The sequence below is a fragment of the Macrococcus sp. GL_134 genome (assembly GCF_057834705.1).
In genome coordinates this window covers 1,816,576-1,838,388 of sequence record NZ_CM174409.1, presented here as the reverse complement: position 1 = coordinate 1,838,388, position 21,813 = coordinate 1,816,576, and the positions used below count along the sequence as shown (strand labels likewise).

The 21,813-nt window shown below is 45.0% G+C and carries 29 protein-coding genes; 15 read left to right on the top strand and 14 right to left on the bottom strand.

The features are described 5' to 3' along the window. Positions 1–13 precede the first annotated feature (13 nt). The 3 genes from AC3IPL_RS09700 to AC3IPL_RS09690 all read left to right on the top strand — a co-directional run bounded on the left by AC3IPL_RS09700 (position 14) and on the right by AC3IPL_RS09690 (position 2,712). Complete coding sequence (locus AC3IPL_RS09700; protein ID WP_489240865.1) at positions 14–757, top strand: class I SAM-dependent methyltransferase; 744 nt, start codon at positions 14–16, stop codon at positions 755–757. 18 nt (positions 758–775) lie between these two features. Continuing rightward, positions 776–1,402: a YczE/YyaS/YitT family protein gene (locus tag AC3IPL_RS09695; protein ID WP_489240864.1), complete on the top strand. Its 627-nt coding sequence runs from the start codon at positions 776–778 to the stop codon at positions 1,400–1,402. A gap of 233 nt (positions 1,403–1,635) precedes the next feature. Next, positions 1,636–2,712 carry a hypothetical protein gene (locus AC3IPL_RS09690; protein ID WP_489240863.1) on the top strand — a complete coding sequence of 359 codons (1,077 nt, stop codon included), beginning with the start codon at positions 1,636–1,638 and terminating at the stop codon, positions 2,710–2,712. Positions 2,713–2,743: 31 nt separating this feature from the next. Here AC3IPL_RS09690 and AC3IPL_RS09685 read toward each other — a convergent pair whose 3' ends face one another. Further along, a complete protein-coding gene (locus AC3IPL_RS09685; protein ID WP_489240862.1) occupies positions 2,744–3,250 on the bottom strand; it encodes a helix-turn-helix domain-containing protein in 507 nt (168 codons plus the stop codon). A gap of 145 nt (positions 3,251–3,395) precedes the next feature. On the opposite strand from AC3IPL_RS09685, the gene AC3IPL_RS09680 reads away from it, so the two are divergent. The 4 genes from AC3IPL_RS09680 to AC3IPL_RS09665 all read left to right on the top strand — a co-directional run bounded on the left by AC3IPL_RS09680 (position 3,396) and on the right by AC3IPL_RS09665 (position 6,567). Then, a complete protein-coding gene (locus tag AC3IPL_RS09680) occupies positions 3,396–4,679 on the top strand; it encodes an MFS transporter (RefSeq protein WP_489240861.1) in 1,284 nt (427 codons plus the stop codon). Between the two features lie 10 nt (positions 4,680–4,689). After that, a complete protein-coding gene (locus AC3IPL_RS09675) occupies positions 4,690–5,631 on the top strand; it encodes an ornithine cyclodeaminase family protein (RefSeq protein ID WP_489240860.1) in 942 nt (313 codons plus the stop codon). Between the two features lie 116 nt (positions 5,632–5,747). After that, positions 5,748–6,227: a glutathione peroxidase gene (locus AC3IPL_RS09670; protein WP_489240859.1), complete on the top strand. Its 480-nt coding sequence runs from the start codon at positions 5,748–5,750 to the stop codon at positions 6,225–6,227. A 79-nt stretch (positions 6,228–6,306) separates the two neighbouring features. After that, the gene (locus AC3IPL_RS09665; protein WP_489240858.1) at positions 6,307–6,567 is read left to right on the top strand and encodes a hypothetical protein; all 261 of its coding nucleotides are present in this window, start codon (positions 6,307–6,309) and stop codon (positions 6,565–6,567) included. Positions 6,568–6,601: 34 nt separating this feature from the next. On the opposite strand, the gene AC3IPL_RS09660 is transcribed toward AC3IPL_RS09665, so the two are convergent. Continuing rightward, complete coding sequence (locus AC3IPL_RS09660) at positions 6,602–6,832, bottom strand: helix-turn-helix domain-containing protein (RefSeq protein WP_489240857.1); 231 nt, start codon at positions 6,830–6,832, stop codon at positions 6,602–6,604. 194 nt (positions 6,833–7,026) lie between these two features. Here AC3IPL_RS09660 and AC3IPL_RS09655 point away from each other — a divergent pair, with 194 nt between their 5' ends. After that, a complete protein-coding gene (locus AC3IPL_RS09655) occupies positions 7,027–7,320 on the top strand; it encodes a hypothetical protein (protein ID WP_489240856.1) in 294 nt (97 codons plus the stop codon). Positions 7,321–7,363: 43 nt separating this feature from the next. Here AC3IPL_RS09655 and AC3IPL_RS09650 read toward each other — a convergent pair whose 3' ends face one another. Continuing rightward, positions 7,364–7,648 (bottom strand): hypothetical protein, encoded by a 285-nt coding sequence (locus AC3IPL_RS09650; RefSeq protein WP_489240855.1) that lies wholly within the window; start codon positions 7,646–7,648, stop codon positions 7,364–7,366. Between the two features lie 289 nt (positions 7,649–7,937). Between AC3IPL_RS09650 and AC3IPL_RS09645 the strand changes: the two genes are divergently transcribed. Further along, the gene (locus AC3IPL_RS09645; protein ID WP_489240854.1) at positions 7,938–8,939 is read left to right on the top strand and encodes an aldose epimerase family protein; all 1,002 of its coding nucleotides are present in this window, start codon (positions 7,938–7,940) and stop codon (positions 8,937–8,939) included. A gap of 563 nt (positions 8,940–9,502) precedes the next feature. Here the strand turns inward: AC3IPL_RS09645 and AC3IPL_RS09640 are convergent. After that, positions 9,503–10,669: an MFS transporter gene (locus AC3IPL_RS09640; protein WP_489240853.1), complete on the bottom strand. Its 1,167-nt coding sequence runs from the start codon at positions 10,667–10,669 to the stop codon at positions 9,503–9,505. Between the two features lie 185 nt (positions 10,670–10,854). Here AC3IPL_RS09640 and AC3IPL_RS09635 point away from each other — a divergent pair, with 185 nt between their 5' ends. Next, complete coding sequence (locus AC3IPL_RS09635; protein ID WP_489240852.1) at positions 10,855–11,865, top strand: hypothetical protein; 1,011 nt, start codon at positions 10,855–10,857, stop codon at positions 11,863–11,865. 41 nt (positions 11,866–11,906) lie between these two features. On the opposite strand, the gene AC3IPL_RS09630 is transcribed toward AC3IPL_RS09635, so the two are convergent. Next, positions 11,907–12,110, bottom strand: coding sequence for a hypothetical protein (locus tag AC3IPL_RS09630; protein ID WP_489240851.1), 204 nt, complete (start codon positions 12,108–12,110; stop codon positions 11,907–11,909). Positions 12,111–12,133: 23 nt separating this feature from the next. Here AC3IPL_RS09630 and AC3IPL_RS09625 point away from each other — a divergent pair, with 23 nt between their 5' ends. Beyond that, positions 12,134–12,934, top strand: coding sequence for a TcaA NTF2-like domain-containing protein (locus tag AC3IPL_RS09625; protein ID WP_489240850.1), 801 nt, complete (start codon positions 12,134–12,136; stop codon positions 12,932–12,934). 48 nt (positions 12,935–12,982) lie between these two features. Here AC3IPL_RS09625 and AC3IPL_RS09620 read toward each other — a convergent pair whose 3' ends face one another. The 7 genes from AC3IPL_RS09620 to AC3IPL_RS09590 form a co-directional block, all read right to left on the bottom strand. Further along, positions 12,983–13,192, bottom strand: a complete 210-nt coding sequence (locus AC3IPL_RS09620) for a hypothetical protein (protein WP_489240849.1) — start codon at positions 13,190–13,192, stop codon at positions 12,983–12,985. Between the two features lie 11 nt (positions 13,193–13,203). After that, positions 13,204–13,395, bottom strand: coding sequence for a hypothetical protein (locus AC3IPL_RS09615; RefSeq protein ID WP_489240848.1), 192 nt, complete (start codon positions 13,393–13,395; stop codon positions 13,204–13,206). Further along, a complete protein-coding gene (locus AC3IPL_RS09610; protein WP_489240847.1) occupies positions 13,395–13,583 on the bottom strand; it encodes a hypothetical protein in 189 nt (62 codons plus the stop codon). Before AC3IPL_RS09610 ends, AC3IPL_RS09615 begins: the two co-directional genes overlap by 1 nt. A gap of 1 nt (position 13,584) precedes the next feature. Next, positions 13,585–13,776: a hypothetical protein gene (locus tag AC3IPL_RS09605; RefSeq protein ID WP_489240846.1), complete on the bottom strand. Its 192-nt coding sequence runs from the start codon at positions 13,774–13,776 to the stop codon at positions 13,585–13,587. A gap of 54 nt (positions 13,777–13,830) precedes the next feature. Beyond that, positions 13,831–14,019: a hypothetical protein gene (locus AC3IPL_RS09600; RefSeq protein ID WP_489240845.1), complete on the bottom strand. Its 189-nt coding sequence runs from the start codon at positions 14,017–14,019 to the stop codon at positions 13,831–13,833. 71 nt (positions 14,020–14,090) lie between these two features. Continuing rightward, the gene (gene trhA, locus AC3IPL_RS09595) at positions 14,091–14,753 is read right to left on the bottom strand and encodes a PAQR family membrane homeostasis protein TrhA (RefSeq protein WP_489240844.1); all 663 of its coding nucleotides are present in this window, start codon (positions 14,751–14,753) and stop codon (positions 14,091–14,093) included. A gap of 58 nt (positions 14,754–14,811) precedes the next feature. Further along, positions 14,812–15,192, bottom strand: a complete 381-nt coding sequence (locus AC3IPL_RS09590) for a YkvA family protein (protein WP_489240843.1) — start codon at positions 15,190–15,192, stop codon at positions 14,812–14,814. Positions 15,193–15,617: 425 nt separating this feature from the next. On the opposite strand from AC3IPL_RS09590, the gene AC3IPL_RS09585 reads away from it, so the two are divergent. Then, positions 15,618–16,673: a LysM peptidoglycan-binding domain-containing protein gene (locus tag AC3IPL_RS09585; protein WP_489240842.1), complete on the top strand. Its 1,056-nt coding sequence runs from the start codon at positions 15,618–15,620 to the stop codon at positions 16,671–16,673. Between the two features lie 82 nt (positions 16,674–16,755). Continuing rightward, positions 16,756–17,382, top strand: a complete 627-nt coding sequence (locus AC3IPL_RS09580) for a hypothetical protein (protein WP_489240841.1) — start codon at positions 16,756–16,758, stop codon at positions 17,380–17,382. A gap of 67 nt (positions 17,383–17,449) precedes the next feature. On the opposite strand, the gene AC3IPL_RS09575 is transcribed toward AC3IPL_RS09580, so the two are convergent. Together AC3IPL_RS09575 and AC3IPL_RS09570 are read right to left on the bottom strand one after the other, a co-directional pair. Beyond that, positions 17,450–18,151 (bottom strand): thermonuclease family protein, encoded by a 702-nt coding sequence (locus AC3IPL_RS09575; RefSeq protein WP_489240840.1) that lies wholly within the window; start codon positions 18,149–18,151, stop codon positions 17,450–17,452. Between the two features lie 117 nt (positions 18,152–18,268). Beyond that, positions 18,269–18,895 (bottom strand): thermonuclease family protein, encoded by a 627-nt coding sequence (locus tag AC3IPL_RS09570; protein ID WP_489240839.1) that lies wholly within the window; start codon positions 18,893–18,895, stop codon positions 18,269–18,271. A gap of 81 nt (positions 18,896–18,976) precedes the next feature. On the opposite strand from AC3IPL_RS09570, the gene AC3IPL_RS09565 reads away from it, so the two are divergent. Then, entirely contained in the window at positions 18,977–19,951 is a 975-nt protein-coding gene (locus tag AC3IPL_RS09565; protein ID WP_489240838.1) for a YeiH family protein, read from the top strand. Between the two features lie 220 nt (positions 19,952–20,171). Continuing rightward, on the top strand, positions 20,172–21,572 hold the full coding sequence (locus AC3IPL_RS09560) for an EVE domain-containing protein (protein WP_489240837.1): 1,401 nt from the start codon (positions 20,172–20,174) through the stop codon (positions 21,570–21,572). Positions 21,573–21,813: the final 241 nt, after the last annotated feature.

The following is a 21,813-nucleotide window of genomic DNA, read 5'->3' as shown; positions in this document are numbered from 1 at the left end:
GGAGACTGAAACGATGGCTAATAATTTCTTTGATGACAGGACGTTTTTCAACAAATATGATGAGATGCCGCGCTCACAAAAAGGACTGACAGCGGCAGGAGAGTGGGAAGCTTTCCAGAAGATGATTCCTGATCTTGAAGGTGCGCATGTGCTTGACCTCGGCTGTGGTTACGGCTGGCACTGTGAATATGCGGTGGAGCAAGGGGCAGCACATGTCGTTGGTATTGATATTTCTGAGAAGATGATCGACCGCGCACAGACGCAGCCGAACGCTGACAAAGTCACTTATATTCGAGGAAGTCTCGATAACTTGGAAGAGCTTGGCTTTGAGGCACATGAATTTGATGTCGTCATGAGCAGTCTAGCCCTTCATTACTTGCCGAGCTTCAATGATATCGTCGAACAAGTGAAAGAAGTACTGACGATCAACGGTACGTTTGTGTTCAGTGTGGAGCATCCAATCTATACTGCAGATGGTTCCCAGGACTGGATTTACGACGAAGACGGCAGCAAAGTAAGCTGGCCCGTCGATCACTATCATCGTGAAGGCGAACGGCTGACGAATTTCCTCGGGGAACCTATTACGAAATATCATAGAACATTAGCTCATTATTTAAGTGTATTGATCGAACATCATTTTGTCATTAAAGGCATTGATGAGCCGGTGCCATCAGAACGACTGATGGACGAAAATCCGGAAATGAAAGATGAATTGAGACGGCCTATGATGCTGATTATCTCTGCCAGAAGAAAGTAAAATAAAAGGAGCAGTACAATGTATGTAGGACAGTATCGCGTCAGATGGATGTTTTTTGTAACCGGCCTTGCGATTATCGGGCTTGGCATCACCCTTATGCTGAGAGGGAAGCAGTTCGGCCTCAGCAGCTGGGACGTGCTTCATTACGGATTATGGAAGCAGTTCGGTCTGACGATCGGTCTTTGGAGTATTATCATGGGCATTGTCGTTATACTGCTCACAGTGCTGTTCACACACCGCCTGCCGAGACTCGGCGTCTATGTCAATATGCTGACGATCGGTACATTCATCGACATATTTAACGGCTTGCTGCCGGACGTCCATGGATTTTCAGCGCAGATGATAACGTATATACTTGGCATCATCGTGATGACATTCGGCATTGCGCTGTATATTACCCCGCAGCTCGGCGCGGGACCGCGTGATACATTCATGCTGCTCCTGGTTGAGCGGACGCGATTAGATCTCAAGACCGCGCGAACCATCATGGAACTCGTCGTGCTGCTTGTCGGCTGGCTGCTCGGGGGCCCGGTCTTTATCGGGACTATTTTTGTCACTTTTATGATGGGACCTTTCATCCAAATGTGGCTGCCCTATACACGACGGCTGCTTGAACGATGGGTGACAGTGCACGAAGCACTATAAAAAATGAGCCCGCCTAAAAAGGGGGGCTCATTTTTCGCATCATTAAATCGGCCGGCTGTGTGATTCTCGCCCTTGATGAAACAGCGACACTTACACGACCTATTTTGGTATAAATTCAAAGTCAATGTGACGTCATGATTTTATGTATGTTACAATTAATAATTGAATATGAATGAACAGTATACGTATATACTGAATTTATAATAGAAGTAGAAGACTAGTTGAGGTGTATGATGTTAGAAAAACAATTGGATTTGACGACTATGGACAGTGCCCAGATTCGTAAATTTGAGCGGCCCCTTGCTCACTATTTGACTGAACTGAAAAATGATGAATTAAAAGACATCTGCAAATTCTTCGGAATCAAAGGTTATTCCAATAAGAATAAGGATACATTGGTGACGATGATCACTGAATTCGTGTTCAAAGACAACGAAGCGGCAGACAAAATGTTCAATGATATGTCGGTGGAAGAGTACAACGTGCTGAACCATCTGCTGATTTCAGACCATTTTGCTGATGAATTCAACGGCCGGATGCAGCCGCAGCACCTGATCTTTACAAATGGCAGCTATGCCTTCATGCCATCTGACGTCAAAGAATATTTAAGAGCATATGTCGTTGAGAAAAGCAGCGCAGAAGAACAGGACGATGAAGTGAAAGCATTGGTCAGCGCAGTGAACTTGTATGGTTATTTCTCGCTTGCGCATTACAAAGAAGTGCTGAAGACGTATTTCGACATTGATATGACAGTGGAAGAATTGAAAAGCGAGCTGTCCGGTGTAGCAACGCTGAAAGACAACTTCATATTAAACCCATTGATGTCTGAAGGGATGTTCAGCGGTGAAGGTGTAGACAAAGAGCGCATGTATTATCTACCTGACAGCTGGGAAGAATTCCAGAAATATTTCGCCTTTGAATATCACCCGGGCACTGAAGAGCTGAACGCCTTGCTCAGCTACCTGGACGATTATTTGACGAGCCCGATGCGCCGCAAAGATCTGACAGATTCCTTGATCGTCATGATGAAAGTGATGGATCATCCGAAAAACTTGATGAACATCATTACGGATCTTGTCAGCGAAGGCATTTTGACACCAGTGCCAAAGCAGCCGACAGAACTGTATATGATCGCGGCATTCAGAACAATCCGCAACTGGCATCTCGGCGGCCACAAGATGATAGAAGTCGCTGAAACAGTCGCAAAAACGCCGGCTCAGACACAGGAAAAACGCGTCATCAACAAACAGGTCAAAAAGAAAAGTAAGAAACGCAGAAAAAGCCGAAACGTCAGCAGATTCAAAAAATAATGAAAACCCCGTGCCTCTGCACGGGGTTTTGTCATTTCTTGTAACTTTCATTGACGACAAGAAACTCAACTTGTTCATCAGTATGGTTATACCAGTAATGCGGCTGTTCTGCATCGTACATATAGGACTGACCGGATGACAGATGAAATTGCTGATCGCCTACTATCAATGTCAGAGTACCGATTAAACAATAAACGAACTCATGACCCGGGTGAGTCACAGTTTCAATCACACTATGATTAGGATGTATCGTTACTTTGATAGGGGTGAAGTGTGCGTCTGCCTCGTTGGCTAAATTCACATAACCAAAGTTACCTGCAGAAGATGATGGATCTTCAAGGTCGTTATATTCGAAGAAAAGACTGGGATGAACGTTGAGTACATCGGCAATCTTTCTTAAAGTGGCCATAGTGGCATTGCATTTATTAGTCTCGAGCTGAGATAAAAATGCAATAGAAAGCTGTGTTTTTTCAGAAACGTATTTTAATGTTAATTTTTTTTCTTTTCTTATGGCTCTAATCCGCTTCCCTAAAGTCATACATGAACCTCCTTTTGAATTAATGCTATTATATCAAACTCTGTCAGAGAGATGAGCTGAAAAAATATAGTTGACAGAAAATTCAGTTAAAACTATTATTTAAGTAATACTTAAATTTTAAAGTTAACACAAAGGGGTGTTGTATATGGACAAAAGGTTACAAAGAAAAGTATTAACTGCAAGTTTAGTCGGGTCATCTATCGAATGGTTTGATTTCTTCTTGTATGCATCAGTAGCGAGCATTATCTTCAATACGCAGTTTTTCGTCACTGATGATCCTGCGGTCTCAACAATGATCGCCTATTTTGGATTGGCGTTATCATTTTTCATCCGTCCGTTTGGCGGCATTGTATTTGCTCATATTGGTGACAGAGTAGGCCGCAAACAAACTTTAGTGCTTACATTGACATTGATGGGTATAGCAACAGTCGTCATTGGACTGCTGCCTAACTATTCACAAATAGGGATCTGGGCGCCGTTACTTCTATTATTATGTCGATTGGTTCAAGGGCTCGGCATCGGTGGAGAGTGGGGAGGCGCATTGCTGCTCGCTACTGAGTACGCGCCGGAAGAGAAAAGGGGCTTTTTCGGTAGCGTTCCTCAAATGGGTGTCACTATTGGAATGGTACTTGGCTCTTTATCTTTTTATTTAATGACAACATTATTGTCTGAAGAACAATTTGCAAGTTTCGGCTGGAGACTTCCATTTATATTCAGTGGTATTCTTGTTGCATTTGGTCTATGGATTCGTAAAGGTTTAGATGAAACACCTGAATTCAGAGAGACACTGGAATCAGGAAAAGTTCCTCGAGTACCGCTGGTAGATACATTTAAATATCACTGGAAAGAAGTGCTGGTAACAACTGGTGCAAAATTTATTGAGACAGCACCATTCTATATCTTTGGAACATTTGTAGTAGGTTATGCGACAAACACATTGAATATTCACTTTGACTCAGTCATGCTGGTCGTCTTGACTGCTGCCATTTTAACGACGCTGTTAATTCCGATTTACGGTTCATTAAGTGACAGAGTGGGCCGCAAGAAGCTCTATATGATGGGTGCATTCGGCATGATTGCATTCGCATTTCCTTATTTTCTCATCATCAATCAAGGTAATGTTGCTGCCTTATTAATAGGTACAATCATCGGCTTGAGCGTCATCTGGTCACCTATTACAGCAGTTCTTGGAACGATGTTTTCAGAAGTGTTCTCAAAAGAAGTCAGATATACTGGTGTCACATTAGGCTATCAGCTGGGCGCAGCATTAGCAGGGGGGACAGCTCCACTGATAGCAACTTATTTAATGGAACAGTTTAAGGGCTCGTGGATTCCAGTTGCGGTCTATATCATTGTTGTTGCCATCATTTCAATAGCTTCTGTCGCGACAATCAAAGAGAACAAACAAAGCGATACGACTAATCACTAGGAGTGACGATATGAAGTTCATGTCAGAACAAGAAATCATGGATCATTACCATATGACGCATGCAATAAAAGATGTGAAAGAGACGTTGATGTCTTTAGTAGCGGGCAAAATAAAAACAGAAGAAAGAATAGTGATTGAATCAGATGGTAACACGATGCTCTATATGCCGTGTGTGGATTTGAAAGAAAATTTTTCGCTGATTAAGATCATTTCCATATTTCCCGGTAACCCTGACAAAGGATTGTCAACTTCTCAAGCAGTGTCAATACTATCAGAGCTAAAGACAGGTAAACATGTTGCAACGCTGGATGCAAGCTATTTGACGCGACTAAGAACAGGAGCAATAACCGGTATAGCAACAGATTCGCTTGCCCGGCAGGACGCTGAAGTTGTAGGTGTCATAGGGACGGGGGGAATGGCTTTTGAACAATTATTAGGTGTGCTCGCAGTGAGAACTGTAAAGAAGATACTGTTATATAATCGGACCATGGAGAAAGCACAATTATTTGCAGAGCAGTTGCGGTCAGCAGCCGTCGATGCCGATATTGAAGTAGTATCAGAAGTCAATCAATTAACAGCACAGGCTGATATTATTAATTGTGCGACTAAATCACATGAAGCGGTTTTTGATCATCGTGCGGTTAAGCAAGGCACGCACATTAATGGTCTTGGTTCTTACTTGCCATCCATGCGTGAAATTAATGTTGATACGATTGCTGCTGCAGATCTCATTGTTCTTGATGATTGGGAAGGTGCAAAATATGAAGCAGGAGAATTTATAGAAGCAGAAGCGTTAGGACGATTCAACTGGAATGAAGCCCTCTCATTAACTGATCTTATTTCTCAGCAAGTTTCAAGACAACATATCAATGACATCACTATATTCAAATCTGTAGGAGCTTCTTATTACGACTTGGCAGTAGGTGTTGGTGCCTACAAGCTCATGCAATAACCCCGTGCATCTGCACGGGGTTTTCATTACCTCTTAATCAATATATTATTACTCCTATCATTTAATTGCTATAATGAGTGTGTAATTATCAGTGCTCAAAAAGAGGAGAGATTTATATGTCAGTGTATCAATTTGAAGCGACAGACAGCAAGAACGAAACTTATCAACTCGATAAATATAAAGGACAAGTATTATTGATCGTCAACACAGCAAGTAAATGCGGCTTGAGCGGTCAGTTTGACGGTCTTGAGAAACTGTACCAGGAATATAAGGACCGCGGGCTGATGGTGCTTGGATTCCCGTGCAATCAGTTTGCGAATCAGGAACCGGGATCTGCTGAGGAAGCGGAGGCTGCCTGCCGTCTGAACTATGGTGTCACGTTCCCGATGCACGAGAAGATCAACGTCAACGGCAGCGACACGAATCCGCTCTTCAAATACTTGAAAGACGAAACGAAAGGGATGCTCGGCAGCGCGATTAAATGGAACTTCACTAAGTTTCTCGTGGACAAAGAAGGAAATGTCATCGCCCGCTATGCGCCTCAAACAGAACCTGAAAAATTAAAAGGGGATATTGAAAAATATCTGGAAGCCTGATACAAGCCGATTTGCTTATCATTATCTCCGAATCCGTGTACACTAGTAGATAAGTATATGCAACACGAAGGAGATTTAAATGAATAAAGAAACAAGCAATAGACCAAAAATTATGTGGGGTTCCATCTACCGCATCCTTAACATCGCTGTTATCATTATGATTTTAGCGCGATGGTTTACATCAGTCGAAATTGGATTATATATCATTCTGACCCTCGCTGCTCTGTTAATCGTAGGGCTGCTGGATAGTCTCGACACCAATCGTCTGAGAGAGAACCGGGCGCGTCACATTTTTGACGCCATCATCCTGATTCTCTTTATGATGTTATATGCAGGCTAAAAAAAGCTGGGCTCATCGTTTGAGCCCAGCTTTTTTATGCCACTACTTTGTTGACGTCTACACCGTACAACTGGCACAAAGATTCAATTAAATTAAAATCAACAGCAGGATTCACACCTGATTCCATGTCAACGAGTTCACGTTCAGTCAGCTCTGCATAGTCAGCCGCTTCAGCGATAGAATAACCAGCGAGTACGCGTAACTTACCGAGAAGTGTACAGGCATTGACGACATATTTGAAGTTAGTCAATTGAGGATACATCATTATCTCACGCTCTTTTCATATCACTTGTTAATTAAATTTAATCATATAGCGCTATTACTCCGCTATTAAAAATTGACGTTATTTGGAATTTGAATATTATAGATGTTTTAATGCATAAAAATGAACAGATGTTATCAATTGACCGACTGAATGACGTATACTAATAGTTAAGTCAGTGAGATGGAGTGGAATCAATGAAATTTTTAACGATACTGGACTATTCAAATATCGTGGCGCTGCTGCTCAGCACCGTCCTTGTACTGTCCTTGAAATTTGCAGGCTGGGAATCGCCGTATATGATGGCGTTCATGATCCTCATGCTAGTGCTTGTCGTCGTGAACCGCATTAAAAACAGCAAATACAGAAGACAGGTCAAAGAAACGCAGCACGTGACATTGACTGAAGCCGACCGTCGCTTCGGTTACATCAGCATTGCTGTGATGCTGATGCTCTTTTTGTCTATACTGCTGTTTCCTGCCTTAAGATAACAACAACGCGCCGCTCTGTACATTCAGAGCGGCGCGTTGTTTGTTAAACGATAATGTCGTCATTCATATGAATAATAGTGTCATGAGCAATGGTGATCGGATGTTTCTTATCATCTGATGCAGAATTATGGTAGGTAGTAATGAACTTCAGCACTCTGAGCAATGTCTGGTCATCGTTTAATGTATCCATAATCCTGTCGAACCCTAACGTGCGACAGCGTAAACGCATGAACGCAGGGGCATCTCTATAATCGTCATTATTATGGATGGAACATACCCAGCGATTACCGAGGTAATCGAATATTTCATATTCATGCTGCATTCTCATTAAGGTTCCCTCCTGACTATAATCGCTTCTATTATATTATATTTAAGCTTATCACTAAAAGTATTGTAATAAAACAATTATTTTATTGATAATGGACATAATGTATAGGCTGTTGCACAACTTTTTATTTATTTTAAATAATCAATAATGTATTTCACAATAGTTAATTTCCATAATATTGAATTATTAACATAGAGAAAAATAAGTTATATGTTTACTTTTTAAGCTGCTGGAGGCGTCTTTGAACACTTTGGAATATGGGTAGATAGTAGGAAGGAGGCGATGATCAGTGAAAGTAACGACTGAACATTTTGATGAATATCAAGGGAAAGCGATTACAAAATATACGATAACCACTGACACGATGGCGTTCTCATTTCTTGATTTTGGAGCGACTTTGCACAGTGTTATCATGCCGGACAAAGAAGGACAGCGAGATAATGTTGTCATCGGTTTTGACAGCGCTCAAGATTATATCGACAGCAGCGGCTTTTTTGGGATGACGATTGGCAGAGTGGCGGGAAGAATTAGTCACGGGACATTCGAGCTTGCAGGTAAGACGTATCAGCTGCAACAAAATATGCCACCGCACCATCTGCACGGCGGGACGCACGGCATGAGTTACCGCGTCTATGAGACAGAAATCAGTCGCCATGAGAACGGTCATGAGATTGCGTTGATCATGACGACAGTACTTAAGTCTGAAGACGACCATTACCCGGGCAATATGCGGGTGCAGGTAACTCATACTATCAATGACGCGAATGAGTGGACCGTTCATTATCAGGCCGTCACTGATGAAGATACATTGTTCAATCCGTCGAACCACACGTATTTCAACTTGAACGGCATGACGCGGGATATCATGAATCATCTGCTCACCATAGATAGTCATCAAATAGCGGAGACTGATGATGAGCTGATACCGACAGGACGACTAATCGATGTTGAAGAACAAACAGATTACAGCACTGAAAGGCCTGTTGTCGAAGGACTCGATACACCTTATGTGCTGGACGGTAAGCAGGATGACGACAGAATTCGACTCCGTGAACCGGAGTCAGGACGGACAGTCACTATTCAGACAGACCGCCCCGCAGTGATCGTCTATTCAGCAGGGGGAGTCGATTTTACCGCACAAAATGGCTTCCATGTCGGCAGCGGCTACGGTATTGCACTAGAAACACAAGTATTACCGGACGCCATCAATCAACCGCAGTTCGGTGAGATAAGAATCATCGGTTCAGAAACATTCCAGTCAGCAACGATTTATAAGTTCAGCGTAGAGTGATGACATTAACAGCACAAACATGGCCTTCAAACAGGATTAGAGGGCCACGTTTCAGACAAAATCGTCTATTCAGCACAAACATGGCCCTCAAACAGGATTAGAGGGCCATGTTTCAGACAAAATCGTCTATTCAGCGCAAACATGGCCTTCAAACAGGATTAGAGGGCCATGTTTCAGACAAAATCGTCTATTCAGCACAAACATGGCCCTCAAACAGGATTAGAGGGCCACGTTTCAGACAAAATCGTCTATTCAGCACAAACATGGCCCTCAAACAGGATTAGAGGGCCATGTTTCAGACAAAATCGTCTATTCAGCGCAAACATGGCCTTCAAACTGGATTAGAGGGCCATGTTTCAGACAAAATCGTCTATTCAGCATAAACATGGCCCTCAAACAGGATTAGAGGGCCATGTTTCAGACAAAATCACCTATTCAGCACAAACATGGCCTTCAAACAGGATTAGAGGGCCGTGTTTCAGACAAAATCGTCTATTCAGCACAAACATGGCCCTCAAACAGGATTAGAGGGCCATGTTTCATTCTATTTTCGACATCACTGATTAAGCAGATGCTGCTGTTCCATCCATCCGCCAGAAATAGGTGATGACCAGCGCCACTACTAATACAATAGCACTGAAATAATAGGGATAGTTCCAGTTGATATCAAAGAGCACGCCGCCGATAATCGGGCCGAGGACGTTGGCGAGTGAGGTGAAAAATGAATTCATCCCGCCGACAAATCCCTGGTCGCTGCCCGCAATGCGTGATAAATAGGTCGTAATGGCCGGTCGGATCAAATCAAATCCGATGAATACGGTGAATGTGACCAGCAGAATCATCCAGTATGAAGTGACGACTGTCATCATCATGACAAGAACGATCGAGATGACAATTGACCATCTGACAATATTGATTTCTCCGATTTTACGGGTCAGTCGTTCAAACAGCAGAATCTGGCTGGCTGCACCGACGATAGCACCGCCAGTGATCGCGACGGCTATATCAAATGGTGTGAAGCCGAACTTGTGGTCCGTATATAGGCTGAAAAATGATTCGAACGCCGCGAGTCCGAATGATGAAATCAAGATGACGATAAACGCATAGAGAAACATCGGTTTCATCAGTTTTTTGAAGCTGCTGTTGTGAGACACTGCTTTGTCAGCAGACATCTTCTGACGTGTCGGTTCTTTCAGAATAATGAAGCCGACAATCGCAATCAACAGTGCGACGGCCGATGCCGCAAAAAACGGCACGCGTGAACCGAATCCAGCAAGAAAGCCGCCGATACCCGGGCCGATAATCAGTCCGGTACTGATGGCAGCAGACATATAGCCGATTGCCTTCGCCCGCATCTGATCGGTCGTGACGTCTGCGATAAATGCTGTTACAGCGGGCATGATGAATGCTGCACTCATCCCGCCAAGTATACGCGACACAAACAGCCATTCAATAGCTGTGCTGAGACCGAAGAGCAGTTCTGATACACTGAAGACGATGAGGCCGCTGATGATCATCAGCTTACGGCCGTAACGGTCCACTGCCTGTCCCGCAAACGGCGAAATAATCAGCTGAGTCAACGCAAACGCAGCTGTCATATAACCGACCGCTGCCCCGCTGAGATGAAGTTCATTCATAATGGTCGGCAGTACAGGAATGACGAGCCCGATACCGAGGAAAATAATGAACATAATCGATAGTAAGATGGTAAGTGTGATATTTTTATGCATAAGTACCTCCCTGCATTCGTAAAATTTGCCTTAACTACCAGTATGACGGATAACAAAGCTTCGTCAAGAAAGATGTTTCAATCTTCAGTGCATGTACGATTACACAATATTCTAAAATCTTTCTTTGTGAATATGAGTCAATTCACTTATAATGAAGACAAAATATATTAACGGGAATGATTACCATGGATTATAGAGAAGCATTGATGAATTTAAGCGACCAGGATTTAAAATTGATATACAGCTATTTATTTGAAAAGGAAGACGTCGGCGATATTCACCGCATTGAACTGATTGAATCAATCAGACAGGAGGTCCTTGAGACTGACTATATTTCGCAAATGCTGGTGATGATGCCGGAAGACGAATACGGCATTTATATGAAAGCAGTCAAAGCCGGTCACGAATTTGTGCCGATGCCTGCTGACCGCATGCCGTTTGCGCTGCAGCTGCTGCTGATGTTCGAAAGTAAGAAAGGGCTGATGATTCCGTCTGACTTGACAGAAGAAATCAACAAGCTCGACATCAAAGAGATCGAAGCAGAGCGGACGCATGTCGACAACGAAAAAACATTTCTGACAGGAGTCTTATTTTTGTACGGCTATGTACATGAACAGCACGTGGCACGCCTCTACAACGATTATTTCGGCGAACCGCTGCCGATTGAAAAATTCAATGAGTGGATCGCCATTCTTGGCTTGAAACGTGTCAATGATGTCGTCATGATGCCGGCAATCTACGAAGGGTACGAAGGCGAAGAGACACCGCCGTATTCACCGAACTATTATTATCATCCGGCGTCATTGGAAGAGCTTGGTCTGTATGCCGGACCTGACCATCATAGACACACTCAGGAAATGCAGGATTTATTGACGTTCATCGAAACACATACGCAAGAACTGCCAAAAGAAGAACGCGATGAACTCATGGATGCTGCTGTCTTCCTGATCATCGCAAGTAACGATGCCAACGTGACGATGGAAGAACTGATCAACATGTTCGCGAAAAACTTATCGACACAGGAATTCGACATGTTCGAGTCACTGTTCGTCAAAACATTGGATACGACACGCCTCTGGATATATGGTGGTATGACAGTGGAAGAAGTAAGAGAAGCGACAGAAGAACGCGAAAAAGTGGAAGAAGAAGAAAAAGAGAAAAAAGTCATCAACTTCGATGTCTTCAGACAGAACTAAATGGAAATGGTTGTGACGGTCCTGTTCATCTGCGGTGTCCTCTACTGTGCAAGAAAGGGGCTGACAGTGACGCTGCTGCTCGCACTCATGCTGCTGCACCGTGTCCTGCTCGCAGTGCTCAGAATCGTCTGGTACGGTGTGGAGCCCACTGCAGCTGTATCAACGCTTGTCAGTCCGTGGACGCTTATTGTTGCCGCCGCTTTTTGTGCAGCAGTAATCATGCGGATGGTCACGGGGCGGCGCATTTAATGGAAACGGAGGAAACGATATGAAACAACTCAGTCTATTACTAGTTCTGCTGCTGGCTGCGTGCGGCCAGACGGAAGAAGAACAAGTGACGCAGCAAACAGCGAAAAAAGAAACGGCGAAAAAAGAAACAGCAAAAAAAGACGCTGCAACAGAAGAAGTCGACTATCAGTCGTTGACGAAGCGTCAGGTCAATGACTACTTAAAAGCGGTGCCCGCTGCATTCAGTGATAGAGACTATGAGGCGCTCAAGCCGTATATCTACAAAGATTCGGAAGCGGCGAAATATATTAAGAAGACCATGCCGACTGGTCACTTTGACCGCTATACTATCCCGGAATTTTCGGTCGGAGACATCACTGTCAACGGAACGAAGTCAAAGGCCACTGTCACACGCCTGATGTCATCAGCTGCAACTGATGACCAGCTGACAAAAGTCATTACAGTGTATGACCTCAGCTACGACAAAGATAACAACACGATGCTGATCACTGATTTTAATGACCAGTTAGTTCAACCTGTCCCAGCAAGCACGACGAAGCCACCAACGGAAGGGCCGACGACTGAAGCAGCAACGACTGAATCGGCCGTCGAAATGACAGCTGACGACGCACGCGCACTAGTGGAGGCACGTTACCGAAAGCAAGTAGAGCAGGATTATAGCGACGCTAAAGTCACCTTCACCTATACTGATCGCCAGCCGGAAGAAGATGCAGGCGGTACATACTATCCTATTCAAGCCGTCGACAGCAGACAGACCACTGAAAATCTACTGCAGTCATTCAAAGTCTATGTGGCGTCACAAGAAATCGTAGCCGAATAATCGACTCCATACACAAAAACAGCAGCGATGCACCATCGCTGCTGTTTGCTATTCTCCGACGCCATCTTTGTAGTCGGCATGATCTGTGAAACGGTCTTTCTGTTCGGATACGAGACCATGACCTTCCACATCAATCCCGTCGATGCTCTCGTCATAGTCTTTCGTTAAGTCCTCAGGCTTCGACGTGCCGCCTTCCTGCGGGTCGATGCCGTCCATACTACTGTCATAGTGCTTCGTTTCATCTGTGTTCTCAGCCATAACCATCCTCCTTATACGTGCGTTTTACGGTCCTGTTTGACAAGCAGTCTGATGATCTCGTCATGCTGTTCGATGAGGCGTTTCTGATGACGCAGTTGTTTGATGAAGAGTCCAATCACTACAATGAGCAGTATACTAGGTATCAATAACGGCAATGTAGCAATGAAAATATCCATCGCACTGATATCAAACCAATCGAACACTATTCGTCGTCCTCAGCAATCATCTCATCATCCATCAGTGGATCTGGATCCAGTTCTTCCACTCCTGCGTCAGGTGCCACACCTAATGAATCGTTCACGAGTTCTGCTTCCTGCTCGCCGCCCGTCAATGTTTCATTGGTCAGTTGGTTCTGTTCAGTTTCCAAACCTTCATATTGTTCTTCAGCCATGTCATTCACTCCTTTGGGCATCTTCATCTAAAAATAAATCATCAATCAGCTGTTCCATAAAATTCGGGTCTTCCATCTTGTCGTCAGCCGGGTCCTGGTACGAAATTGACGGCGTCGTCGGGTCGTTGTCCTCATACGTCTTCTTTATTCCATCTTCATTGCTGACATCATCAAAATTATTGTTGAAAGTCATAGCCATTCCCTCACTTATAAAAAAAGCACGTTGTATTAACAACGTGCGCTCGTATTATTTTTCGTCTCTTGACGTATCGTCTCTGTCAGCATCAGCTTCCATATCTTTGCCGGCATCGGCATTGTCTCCGCCGAATTTGTCATTGACGTAGTCTTTACCTTTTTCAGTATATTCGTCTTTATTATCCTCGAAATGCTGTTGACCTTTGTCTTTCAAATCGTCTAAACCTTTGTTGAAATCCATTAACAATCACTCCGTTTCATTAAGTTGTTATACAATTAATGTTTACCACGTCACCAGTAAATTAAACATCGTTACAGCGCAAAATATAACAGCGCGACAAAATGGCAGGCGGCACCGATTAAAATGAAGAAGTGCCAGATCATATGGAAATAAGGTCTTGATTTCTGTGCGTAGAACCACGAACCGGCAGAATAAGCGACGCCGCCCGCAACAATCAATATCAGAAAAGTCAGACCGACTTTCATCCATAAGATGGGGAACAAAATAATTCCGAGCCATCCCATAATCAAATACATCGCAAGACTGATTTTCGGATTGACTCTGACGGTCAGCGCTTTGTAGAGAATGCCGCCGATAGTAATGATCCACTGAATGATCATGATTGTCCAGCCGAGCTTCCCACCGACAATACTAAGGGCAAGCGGCGTATAACTTCCAGCTATCGCGACGTAGATCATGCTGTGGTCGATAATGCGCATGACGTATTTGTGAGTGGAGTTATAGGGCATCAAGTGGTAGATGGCTGATGATAGAAACATCAGGAAAATACTGATCAGAAATACCGATATGCCGATTGAAAAGACATTCCCGCCTATTGTATAGCTTTTGACAGCGAAATAGGGAAGAGACAGCAGGATGAACAGTGCAGGAACACCGTGTGACACAGAGTTGCTGACTTCTTCACCAAGCTTCAGCTGAGGGATATTTTTGAAGTTATAGGTTATGTCATTCATTATTATCACCTTTATAGTTAAGTTATAGTTAGTTTACCACGAAATGCATGACAATGAACTACAGATGGATTTGTAAATAACCATATGCGGCACGACCGACAAAATAAATGAACAGTACCCAGATGGTGATGATGAACAGTGTGATGATGTATTGATGTTTAATATCGATATCACCATCCATGGTACGAGAGTCATCGAGAACATGCTTTGGAATGAGTTTGTAGCATATATAGATACCGACCGGCAGTAGGACCAGGTCATCCACAATGCCGAGCACCGGTATAAAGTCAGGAATCAAATCGACCGGACTGATGGCATAGCCGATAATGAAGAGTGTAAGGAACTTTACGGATGTCGGAATATCTTTGTGCTGCGTCGCGAAGTAGAGTGTCAGCAGCTGACGCTTCATCCTGCTTGCAAATTGTTTTAAACGATTCATAGTTGCCTCCTTCAGTCACCTTATTATCGCATGTCATCCAGTCGATGTTAACTAAGAATCCATCGTCTGCAGCATCAAAAAATCATGAGTTTATTACAATTATGTTACAATAGTCGAAAAATTTACACAGTTCATAGATTAAAGCCCTCAACCATTGATTTAATGCGGTTTAACACATCAATAAAATTTACACTTTTTTGACAATGGCCATTTATCCATGAACTGGAAAAGTTCGGCAGGCGAACACGACAATCGTTGTAAATACTCACTTTTCGGCGCTTCTATCTCTCTCGTGTTCGGGTTTGAAATGACTGATATTAAATGCATTTGAAATGATTTGAAAGGAAACTGTAATATTCCGGCCGTGCCACATGTGGCATAATATTGACATATCACAATAATATAACGACATGGAGGACCAGGGCTTGAAGAAAAAAGTTTTTATTATGGCGACGACAGCATCGGCCGCCGCTGCAGCGTACAGTTACCAAGCAGAAGCAGCATCTTACACAGTGAAAGCCAATGATTCATTATGGGCGATCGCTAACAAGTACAATACCTCTGTCACTGAACTGAAACAATTGAATAACTTGACTTCAAACCTGATTTTTCCGAATCAGCGTCTTGTTGTCTCCAGTTCAGGTGGCACGACAGCAGCTAAACCAACCACGCAGAAGAAACCTGAATCGACGACGACGACAACAACAACGACCGCAGGAACACACATTGTTCAATCGGGCGAAAGCTTATCATTGATTGCTATGAAGTACGACACGACGTATACGAAAATCATGGAATTGAACAACTTATCGTCTTACTTGATCTTCCCGGGGCAGAAGCTGAAGATTTCAGAGTCCGTAACGTCAGCACCCGTGAAAACACCAACGACGACGACTAAGACGCCGACGACAACAACAACCACATCAGGCGGCACGAAGTACACGGTGCAGGCTGGGGATTACCTCTACAAAATCGCGACTCAGTACGGGGTTTCTGTAGACAAACTGAAATCATGGAACGGCCTGACATCAAACATCATCTACGTCAATCAGCAGCTCGTTGTCTCTAACGCCGTAACAACAACAGAGAAAGCACCCGCACCAACAGCTGAACCTGTACCGCAGCAGACGACAACGTCTCCCGTATTCAACCACCAGAACTGGTATGACTACGGACAATGTACATGGCATGTCTTCAACAAACGTGCTGCAATCGGCAAAGGTATTTCTACTTACTGGTGGAATGCTAATAACTGGGCAAACGGTGCAAAAAACGATGGCTTCACAGTGAACAGCACACCTGAAGTAGGAGCAATTGCTCAAACAACAGCAGGATGGCTGGGGCACGTGGCATTCGTTGAACGTGTCAATGCAGACGGTACTATTTTAGTATCAGAGATGAACTATTTGACACCTCCAGGCGTTGTTGGATACAGAACGCTGACACGTGCTCAGATGAGTGACTATGTCTTCATTCATTGATTAACTTTTTTTAACACATCCGTTCATTTCGGATGTGTTTTTTGTTATGCTTGTAGCTGAACAACAACAGGGGTGAAGCGCTATGAAGAAAATACTACTACTGGTGGTGATGGTCATGATGACTGCATGCAGTGACAACGAAAAAGATAACAAACTGGAGCGGGTGCTGAGCGCCAATGAAGCCATTTCAAGCTATCACATGGAAATGACAAGTGATAGTGACTACAGCGACCGCGACATCTCACAGTCAATGTCCTACAAAGACGGCATGGCCCAGATCGTCACAGGAGGTCACAAACAATCCGTCACTTATATCACAGACGACACCCAGTATCGACTCGCCCATAACCGCGTCGTGAAGAGTAAAGCAAGTGAAGTCATCGATGTCTACGATGAACAGATGAAGTTCCTTAAGCGATACAAGCAGTATTTCAAAGTCACAACAGAGCAGCAGCAGATCATCTTCACATCAAGCCGGCAGCTGCTGAAAGACAAAGACGCGCTGACAAAGTTGAACCTGAACGATGCACCGGTCGATGAATTCAGCATCGAATATGTATTCGGCCCAGATGACACACTCAAGCAGTATTCCATCGAACGCCTGCAAAAAGACCAGAAAAAACTATATGACACAGTCTATCACTATAGTGATGTCAACAAACTGGAGACGATTGACATCCATCCGCTGATCAAAGAAGAGATGTATTAGGTGTAGTGACGAGGAGAACACATACGCAAACAGGCTGGAACTCGCTTGAGTTCCAGCCTGTTATTGATTAGTTCTGTTCACAGCCGACCTTGTCTTTATCGCGGTCAAATGCTGGGCGATAGGAAGGATGTTTCGATGTGATGCCGTACGGATAATACTTTCTCACTTCCGTACAATTCTTCAAATACGTGGGTGCTGATTTCAGCTTCACTGATGTCGGCTTCTTAGACGTTGCGGCTTTCTTGACGACGAACCCTTCACCATAAGGATTGACGTAGCCTGGTGTCTTCCAGATTCGCAGCTTGGCTTGCTGCGCATGTGTCTGTGCTTTATTCAACGTCGCTAAATATTTACGCTGGCTGTAAATATAGCCGACCCGTGCGTACCCGTTATAGACCAGCTTCTCGTTGATCATCGTGCTGCCGCTGTACAAATAGACGAGATGTCGGCCGTAGTAATCTGTTTTGCCGCCGGTGTCATACTGGATGGACAGCTTGCCGGACTTCGCGAGCTTGGTCAAATATGTCTTTGCTTCTTTGCTGTAAGGTTGAACGGGGGTGTTCGGCTTGACGGATTCAGGGGTATCGATGAGCAGCAGTCTTAATGTCAACAGCTTCCCGCTCGTTGTTGTTACTTTCAGTGTGTCGCCGTCAACCGTGCTTGCATAGTAGACGGTTTGACGCGAGGCTGCTTCGGCACCAGGCAGCGCGCTGAATGATAGCGCGGTGAACAGAACGCTGATCAGCAGTAGGCGGAATAATTTCATCATGATCTTCTCCTTATTGTATAAAAATGGTATAAATTAACTCAATTATACATAAGAAGTTTCAGTTAGGAAATATAATTTTTTGAAGCAAAAAAAACCACTGTCACAAAAACCAGTTGTCTACAGTCTTTTCTCTATTTCTTTGATAAGCGTATCGAGTGCTGCATCGACTATCCGGTAGAGCGCTGCACGAATCTTCTCGACGATATCGACTTCTTTCTCGCGCTCTTCTGTCGTCGTGTTGAACCCTTCACCGTCCTCGTTGACATAGCCTTCCAGTGACCAGATCTTCAGTTTCTTCTGCTTGGCGTAACGCTCTGCCTCCTGCAGTTCGTACAGATGGTCTTTCTGCTGGTAGATGTAGCCGACCCGGGCATACCCTTTACGGACGAGCATTTCGTTGACCATGTCATCACCACAGTACAAGTAGACGAGTTCACGTTTGTAACGGTCATAGCGTCCTTTTGAATCATGTTCGATTGACAAATCGCATGTCTTCACAAGCGATTCTGTATATTTCGCTGCTTCCAGACTATACGGCTGGACAGGAGTGTTCGGCTTCTTTGACTCTGGTGTATCAACTAACAGCAGGCGGACAGTCTTCTTGCGGCCGTTCTGTTTGACGCTGAGCGTGTCGCCGTCAATCGCCCGGTCGAACGTCACGTCATAGCGTTTGGCGTCGGCCGTGCCGCCCGTCATAACGACAGCTGCCAGTATAATCAGCAGTACTTTAGTGAATATCTTCATTGAATCCCTTCCATCTACAAAAATATGATTTATTATAGCATGAATTGTTATGATAAAATAATAAGCAAATGAGGTGGCATTATGAAAACAAAAGGAATCTTTCTGACGACAGCTGTCGCCGCAGCCGCAACAATTCTCGGCAGCTTCGTACCGCTGATAGGAGCGGCAGTGTTCAGCATCATCCTCGGAATCATCATCAGACAGCTGGTAGCGCTGCCGTCTGACTATGAACCCGGCATCAAGTATTCAGGAAAGAAAATACTGCAGTATGCGATTATATTGATGGGCTTCACGTTGAGCTTCAGAACAGCGGTCACTCTCGGCCTGTCATCGCTGCCGATCACGTTGACGACGATAACGGCTGCACTGTTATGCAGCTATGTCATCGGCCGCTGGATGGGCATTCCTGAACGCATCCGTACATTGATCGGCGTCGGCACGGCTATTTGCGGCGGGTCAGCCATTGCAGCCGCGAGTCCGATTGTCGAAGCGGACGATGAGGAGATTGCCTTTTCTATTTCGACGATCTTTCTCTTCAATATCATAGCGGTGTTCCTGTTCCCGGTGCTCGGCCACTTGCTGAACATGACGTCAACCGGCTTCGGTTACTTTGCGGGTGCTGCCATCAACGATACGAGCAGTGTGGTCGCTGCCGGCTATACGTTCAGTCAAGAAGCGGGGGATACAGCGACCGTCGTCAAGCTTGTCCGCGCGCTGATGATTGTGCCGGTATGTCTGCTGCTGTTAGTCATCAAAGTCCGCCGCGAGCAGCAGGAGCAGACAGTAGCCATCAAGAAAATCATGCCGTGGTTCATCGTTTATTTCTTCCTGGCAAGTGTGTTCGTCAGCATCGTCCCGCTGCCTGAGGAACTGGTCGCACTCATCAAGCAGGCGGCGACCTTCATGATTGCCGTTGCACTTGCCGGAATCGGTCTGTCCGTCGACTTGAAGTCATTCAAGGCTATCGGCTACCGGCCGGTTATGCTCGGTGCCGTCACTTGGTTCATCGTCACTGTGACGACACTCATTCTGCAGCAATTATTAGGCATATGGTAGGAGGTTGCTATGACAAAGAAATTAATATTCACTGTACTGCTCGCAGTCATCGCTGTTTTACTGCAGAAGAACGACGCGACATAACACGTGCGGCCCGCTTGTCGTCAGCGGGTCGTCCTTTTTTAGAGATAGGTTGACAATCGAATCCAATCACAGCTATCGCTATGCACGCAAAAAGTAATTTCAGTATAATGGCACTATACACTTTAAGGAGGCAATTATGAGCCCACATTATTTCTGGTTGAACTGCGGCTATAACCGCTTCAATCATGTCGAAGATTTGACCGGGCAGGTCTCTGTCTTTGATTCATCTGTTCATTTCAATCCGTCAGAAGGCTACACGGCATTCAAACGTGCACGGCTCGGGGATAAAGTGATCTTCTATCAAGTACAGAACAAGCTCGGTCTGCTCGGGGCAGGGACTGTCGTCAAATACGAAGAGCCTAGGCGCGGTAAGATTATCATCCATTTCCGCCTGGAAGAGACGCTGAACCCGGTCACGAAGGACTATTTAGCACGCAGCGAACAGCTGAAGACAACGCTGTCCCGCATGAAGGAGCAGCTGCTGAACCCGCTCAGTGAAGAAGACTATGAGCAGATTGTTGCTGTCGGCCGCGGAGAGGAGAAGATCAACCGCTACTTCTTGATGAAGGAGATGGAGCCTTTTGTTAAAGGAGAAGAGTATACAATCTTCGTCCGCACCGTGAACGGTATCGAGCGTAACGGCTTCAAGCATTATCAGGAGATGCAGCAGGGAGACCGCGTCATCATCTACCGGACAGCACCGGAGCGCGGTATATACGGTGTCGCCGAAGTGACGTCAGCCATGCAGAAACTACCGGTCATTCAAGGCCGCACCGATTCAACAGCAGTGATGATCAAGTATTTAGGAGATATCGACTACAAGACCATCTATGATCTGGACCGTGAGCCGATGCTCCGTGCCCAGCACTTCCTCGCTGACAACTGGAACGAATCCGTCACAGAACTGACCAAAGTGCAGTATGACGTCATGCTTGAGGCGGGTGACAAGGAAGAGGAACCGCTTAAGACAACGCCGTACTTGCACGAGCTGATCAAGCAGGCCAATCTGCCGAACCCTGACAGTTCAAAAGTATTCGTCACACCGAGCGGCCGTAAGCTGCCGGACAAAGCGCCCGCTGCTAAAGTCATCCATCTGTTTGTGACTGGCGACATGACCGATCCTTATGATATCGTCAAAAATTACTTGAAGTTAGCGGCAGACACGCCGTACTATATCGCTGACGACACATGGACAGCAGGCACATTGTACGGCCAGTACGTCGAAGAAGAGGTGACGACGTTCCATCCGGGCGTACTGACGAAGCACTTGAATGAGCAGGCGATCATCATTGAAGACATTGATCGGCTGGAGCCGGCAGTACTGAAGCCGCTCTTCCAGGCTTCTCGAGGACATACTGTACACCTGCCGTTCCAACACGACGGCAGTCCGGCAACGCTCGGCAAGACGGATGCCACTTACACAGTTGACCCGGATTTCCGTATCATTGGTATGACCCGTCAGACGGCGGATGACATCCGCCGGCATTATCCGGCTGATATGCACCCTTTGATCAAAGTGTACCAGTTCAAAAAATAAAATTCATAAACTATATTGTGTGAAATTGGATGCATATTGACTGTATGCTATACTGAAATGAATAAGCCCTTCATAATCAAAATTATGAAGGGCTTATTGCAATGCTCTGAACAGAGAGCCCGCTGATTTATCCAAGATAGAAACATGCCAGGAAAGAGAGAGCCATAAAATGAATAGATGAACGACTCATACTGCTGCATCATTACTTATCCGATTGAGAGGTGTTTTTCTGTTGAATGTC

Excerpts from the sequence above, each read along its gene's own strand:
- AC3IPL_RS09660 (WP_489240857.1), bottom strand. The coding sequence starts at position 6,832 with ATGATGTATCCTCAATTGACTAACTTCAAATATGTCGTCAATGCCTGT.
- AC3IPL_RS09635 (WP_489240852.1), top strand. The coding sequence starts at position 10,855 with ATGGATTATAGAGAAGCATTGATGAATTTAAGCGACCAGGATTTAAAA.
- AC3IPL_RS09605 (WP_489240846.1), bottom strand. The coding sequence starts at position 13,776 with ATGACTTTCAACAATAATTTTGATGATGTCAGCAATGAAGATGGAATA.
- AC3IPL_RS09575 (WP_489240840.1), bottom strand. The coding sequence starts at position 18,151 with ATGATGAAATTATTCCGCCTACTGCTGATCAGCGTTCTGTTCACCGCG.
- AC3IPL_RS09640 (WP_489240853.1), bottom strand. The coding sequence starts at position 10,669 with ATGCATAAAAATATCACACTTACCATCTTACTATCGATTATGTTCATT.
- AC3IPL_RS09570 (WP_489240839.1), bottom strand. The coding sequence starts at position 18,895 with ATGAAGATATTCACTAAAGTACTGCTGATTATACTGGCAGCTGTCGTT.
- AC3IPL_RS09580 (WP_489240841.1), top strand. The coding sequence starts at position 16,756 with ATGAAGAAAATACTACTACTGGTGGTGATGGTCATGATGACTGCATGC.
- AC3IPL_RS09655 (WP_489240856.1), top strand. The coding sequence starts at position 7,027 with ATGAAATTTTTAACGATACTGGACTATTCAAATATCGTGGCGCTGCTG.
- AC3IPL_RS09650 (WP_489240855.1), bottom strand. The coding sequence starts at position 7,648 with ATGAGAATGCAGCATGAATATGAAATATTCGATTACCTCGGTAATCGC.
- AC3IPL_RS09590 (WP_489240843.1), bottom strand. The coding sequence starts at position 15,192 with ATGAATCGTTTAAAACAATTTGCAAGCAGGATGAAGCGTCAGCTGCTG.
- AC3IPL_RS09695 (WP_489240864.1), top strand. The coding sequence starts at position 776 with ATGTATGTAGGACAGTATCGCGTCAGATGGATGTTTTTTGTAACCGGC.
- AC3IPL_RS09685 (WP_489240862.1), bottom strand. The coding sequence starts at position 3,250 with ATGACTTTAGGGAAGCGGATTAGAGCCATAAGAAAAGAAAAAAAATTA.
- AC3IPL_RS09675 (WP_489240860.1), top strand. The coding sequence starts at position 4,690 with ATGAAGTTCATGTCAGAACAAGAAATCATGGATCATTACCATATGACG.
- AC3IPL_RS09610 (WP_489240847.1), bottom strand. The coding sequence starts at position 13,583 with ATGGCTGAAGAACAATATGAAGGTTTGGAAACTGAACAGAACCAACTG.
- AC3IPL_RS09665 (WP_489240858.1), top strand. The coding sequence starts at position 6,307 with ATGAATAAAGAAACAAGCAATAGACCAAAAATTATGTGGGGTTCCATC.
- AC3IPL_RS09625 (WP_489240850.1), top strand. The coding sequence starts at position 12,134 with ATGAAACAACTCAGTCTATTACTAGTTCTGCTGCTGGCTGCGTGCGGC.
- AC3IPL_RS09630 (WP_489240851.1), bottom strand. The coding sequence starts at position 12,110 with ATGCGCCGCCCCGTGACCATCCGCATGATTACTGCTGCACAAAAAGCG.
- trhA (WP_489240844.1), bottom strand. The coding sequence starts at position 14,753 with ATGAATGACATAACCTATAACTTCAAAAATATCCCTCAGCTGAAGCTT.
- AC3IPL_RS09600 (WP_489240845.1), bottom strand. The coding sequence starts at position 14,019 with ATGGATTTCAACAAAGGTTTAGACGATTTGAAAGACAAAGGTCAACAG.
- AC3IPL_RS09620 (WP_489240849.1), bottom strand. The coding sequence starts at position 13,192 with ATGGCTGAGAACACAGATGAAACGAAGCACTATGACAGTAGTATGGAC.
- AC3IPL_RS09700 (WP_489240865.1), top strand. The coding sequence starts at position 14 with ATGGCTAATAATTTCTTTGATGACAGGACGTTTTTCAACAAATATGAT.
- AC3IPL_RS09670 (WP_489240859.1), top strand. The coding sequence starts at position 5,748 with ATGTCAGTGTATCAATTTGAAGCGACAGACAGCAAGAACGAAACTTAT.
- AC3IPL_RS09690 (WP_489240863.1), top strand. The coding sequence starts at position 1,636 with ATGTTAGAAAAACAATTGGATTTGACGACTATGGACAGTGCCCAGATT.
- AC3IPL_RS09680 (WP_489240861.1), top strand. The coding sequence starts at position 3,396 with ATGGACAAAAGGTTACAAAGAAAAGTATTAACTGCAAGTTTAGTCGGG.
- AC3IPL_RS09565 (WP_489240838.1), top strand. The coding sequence starts at position 18,977 with ATGAAAACAAAAGGAATCTTTCTGACGACAGCTGTCGCCGCAGCCGCA.
- AC3IPL_RS09560 (WP_489240837.1), top strand. The coding sequence starts at position 20,172 with ATGAGCCCACATTATTTCTGGTTGAACTGCGGCTATAACCGCTTCAAT.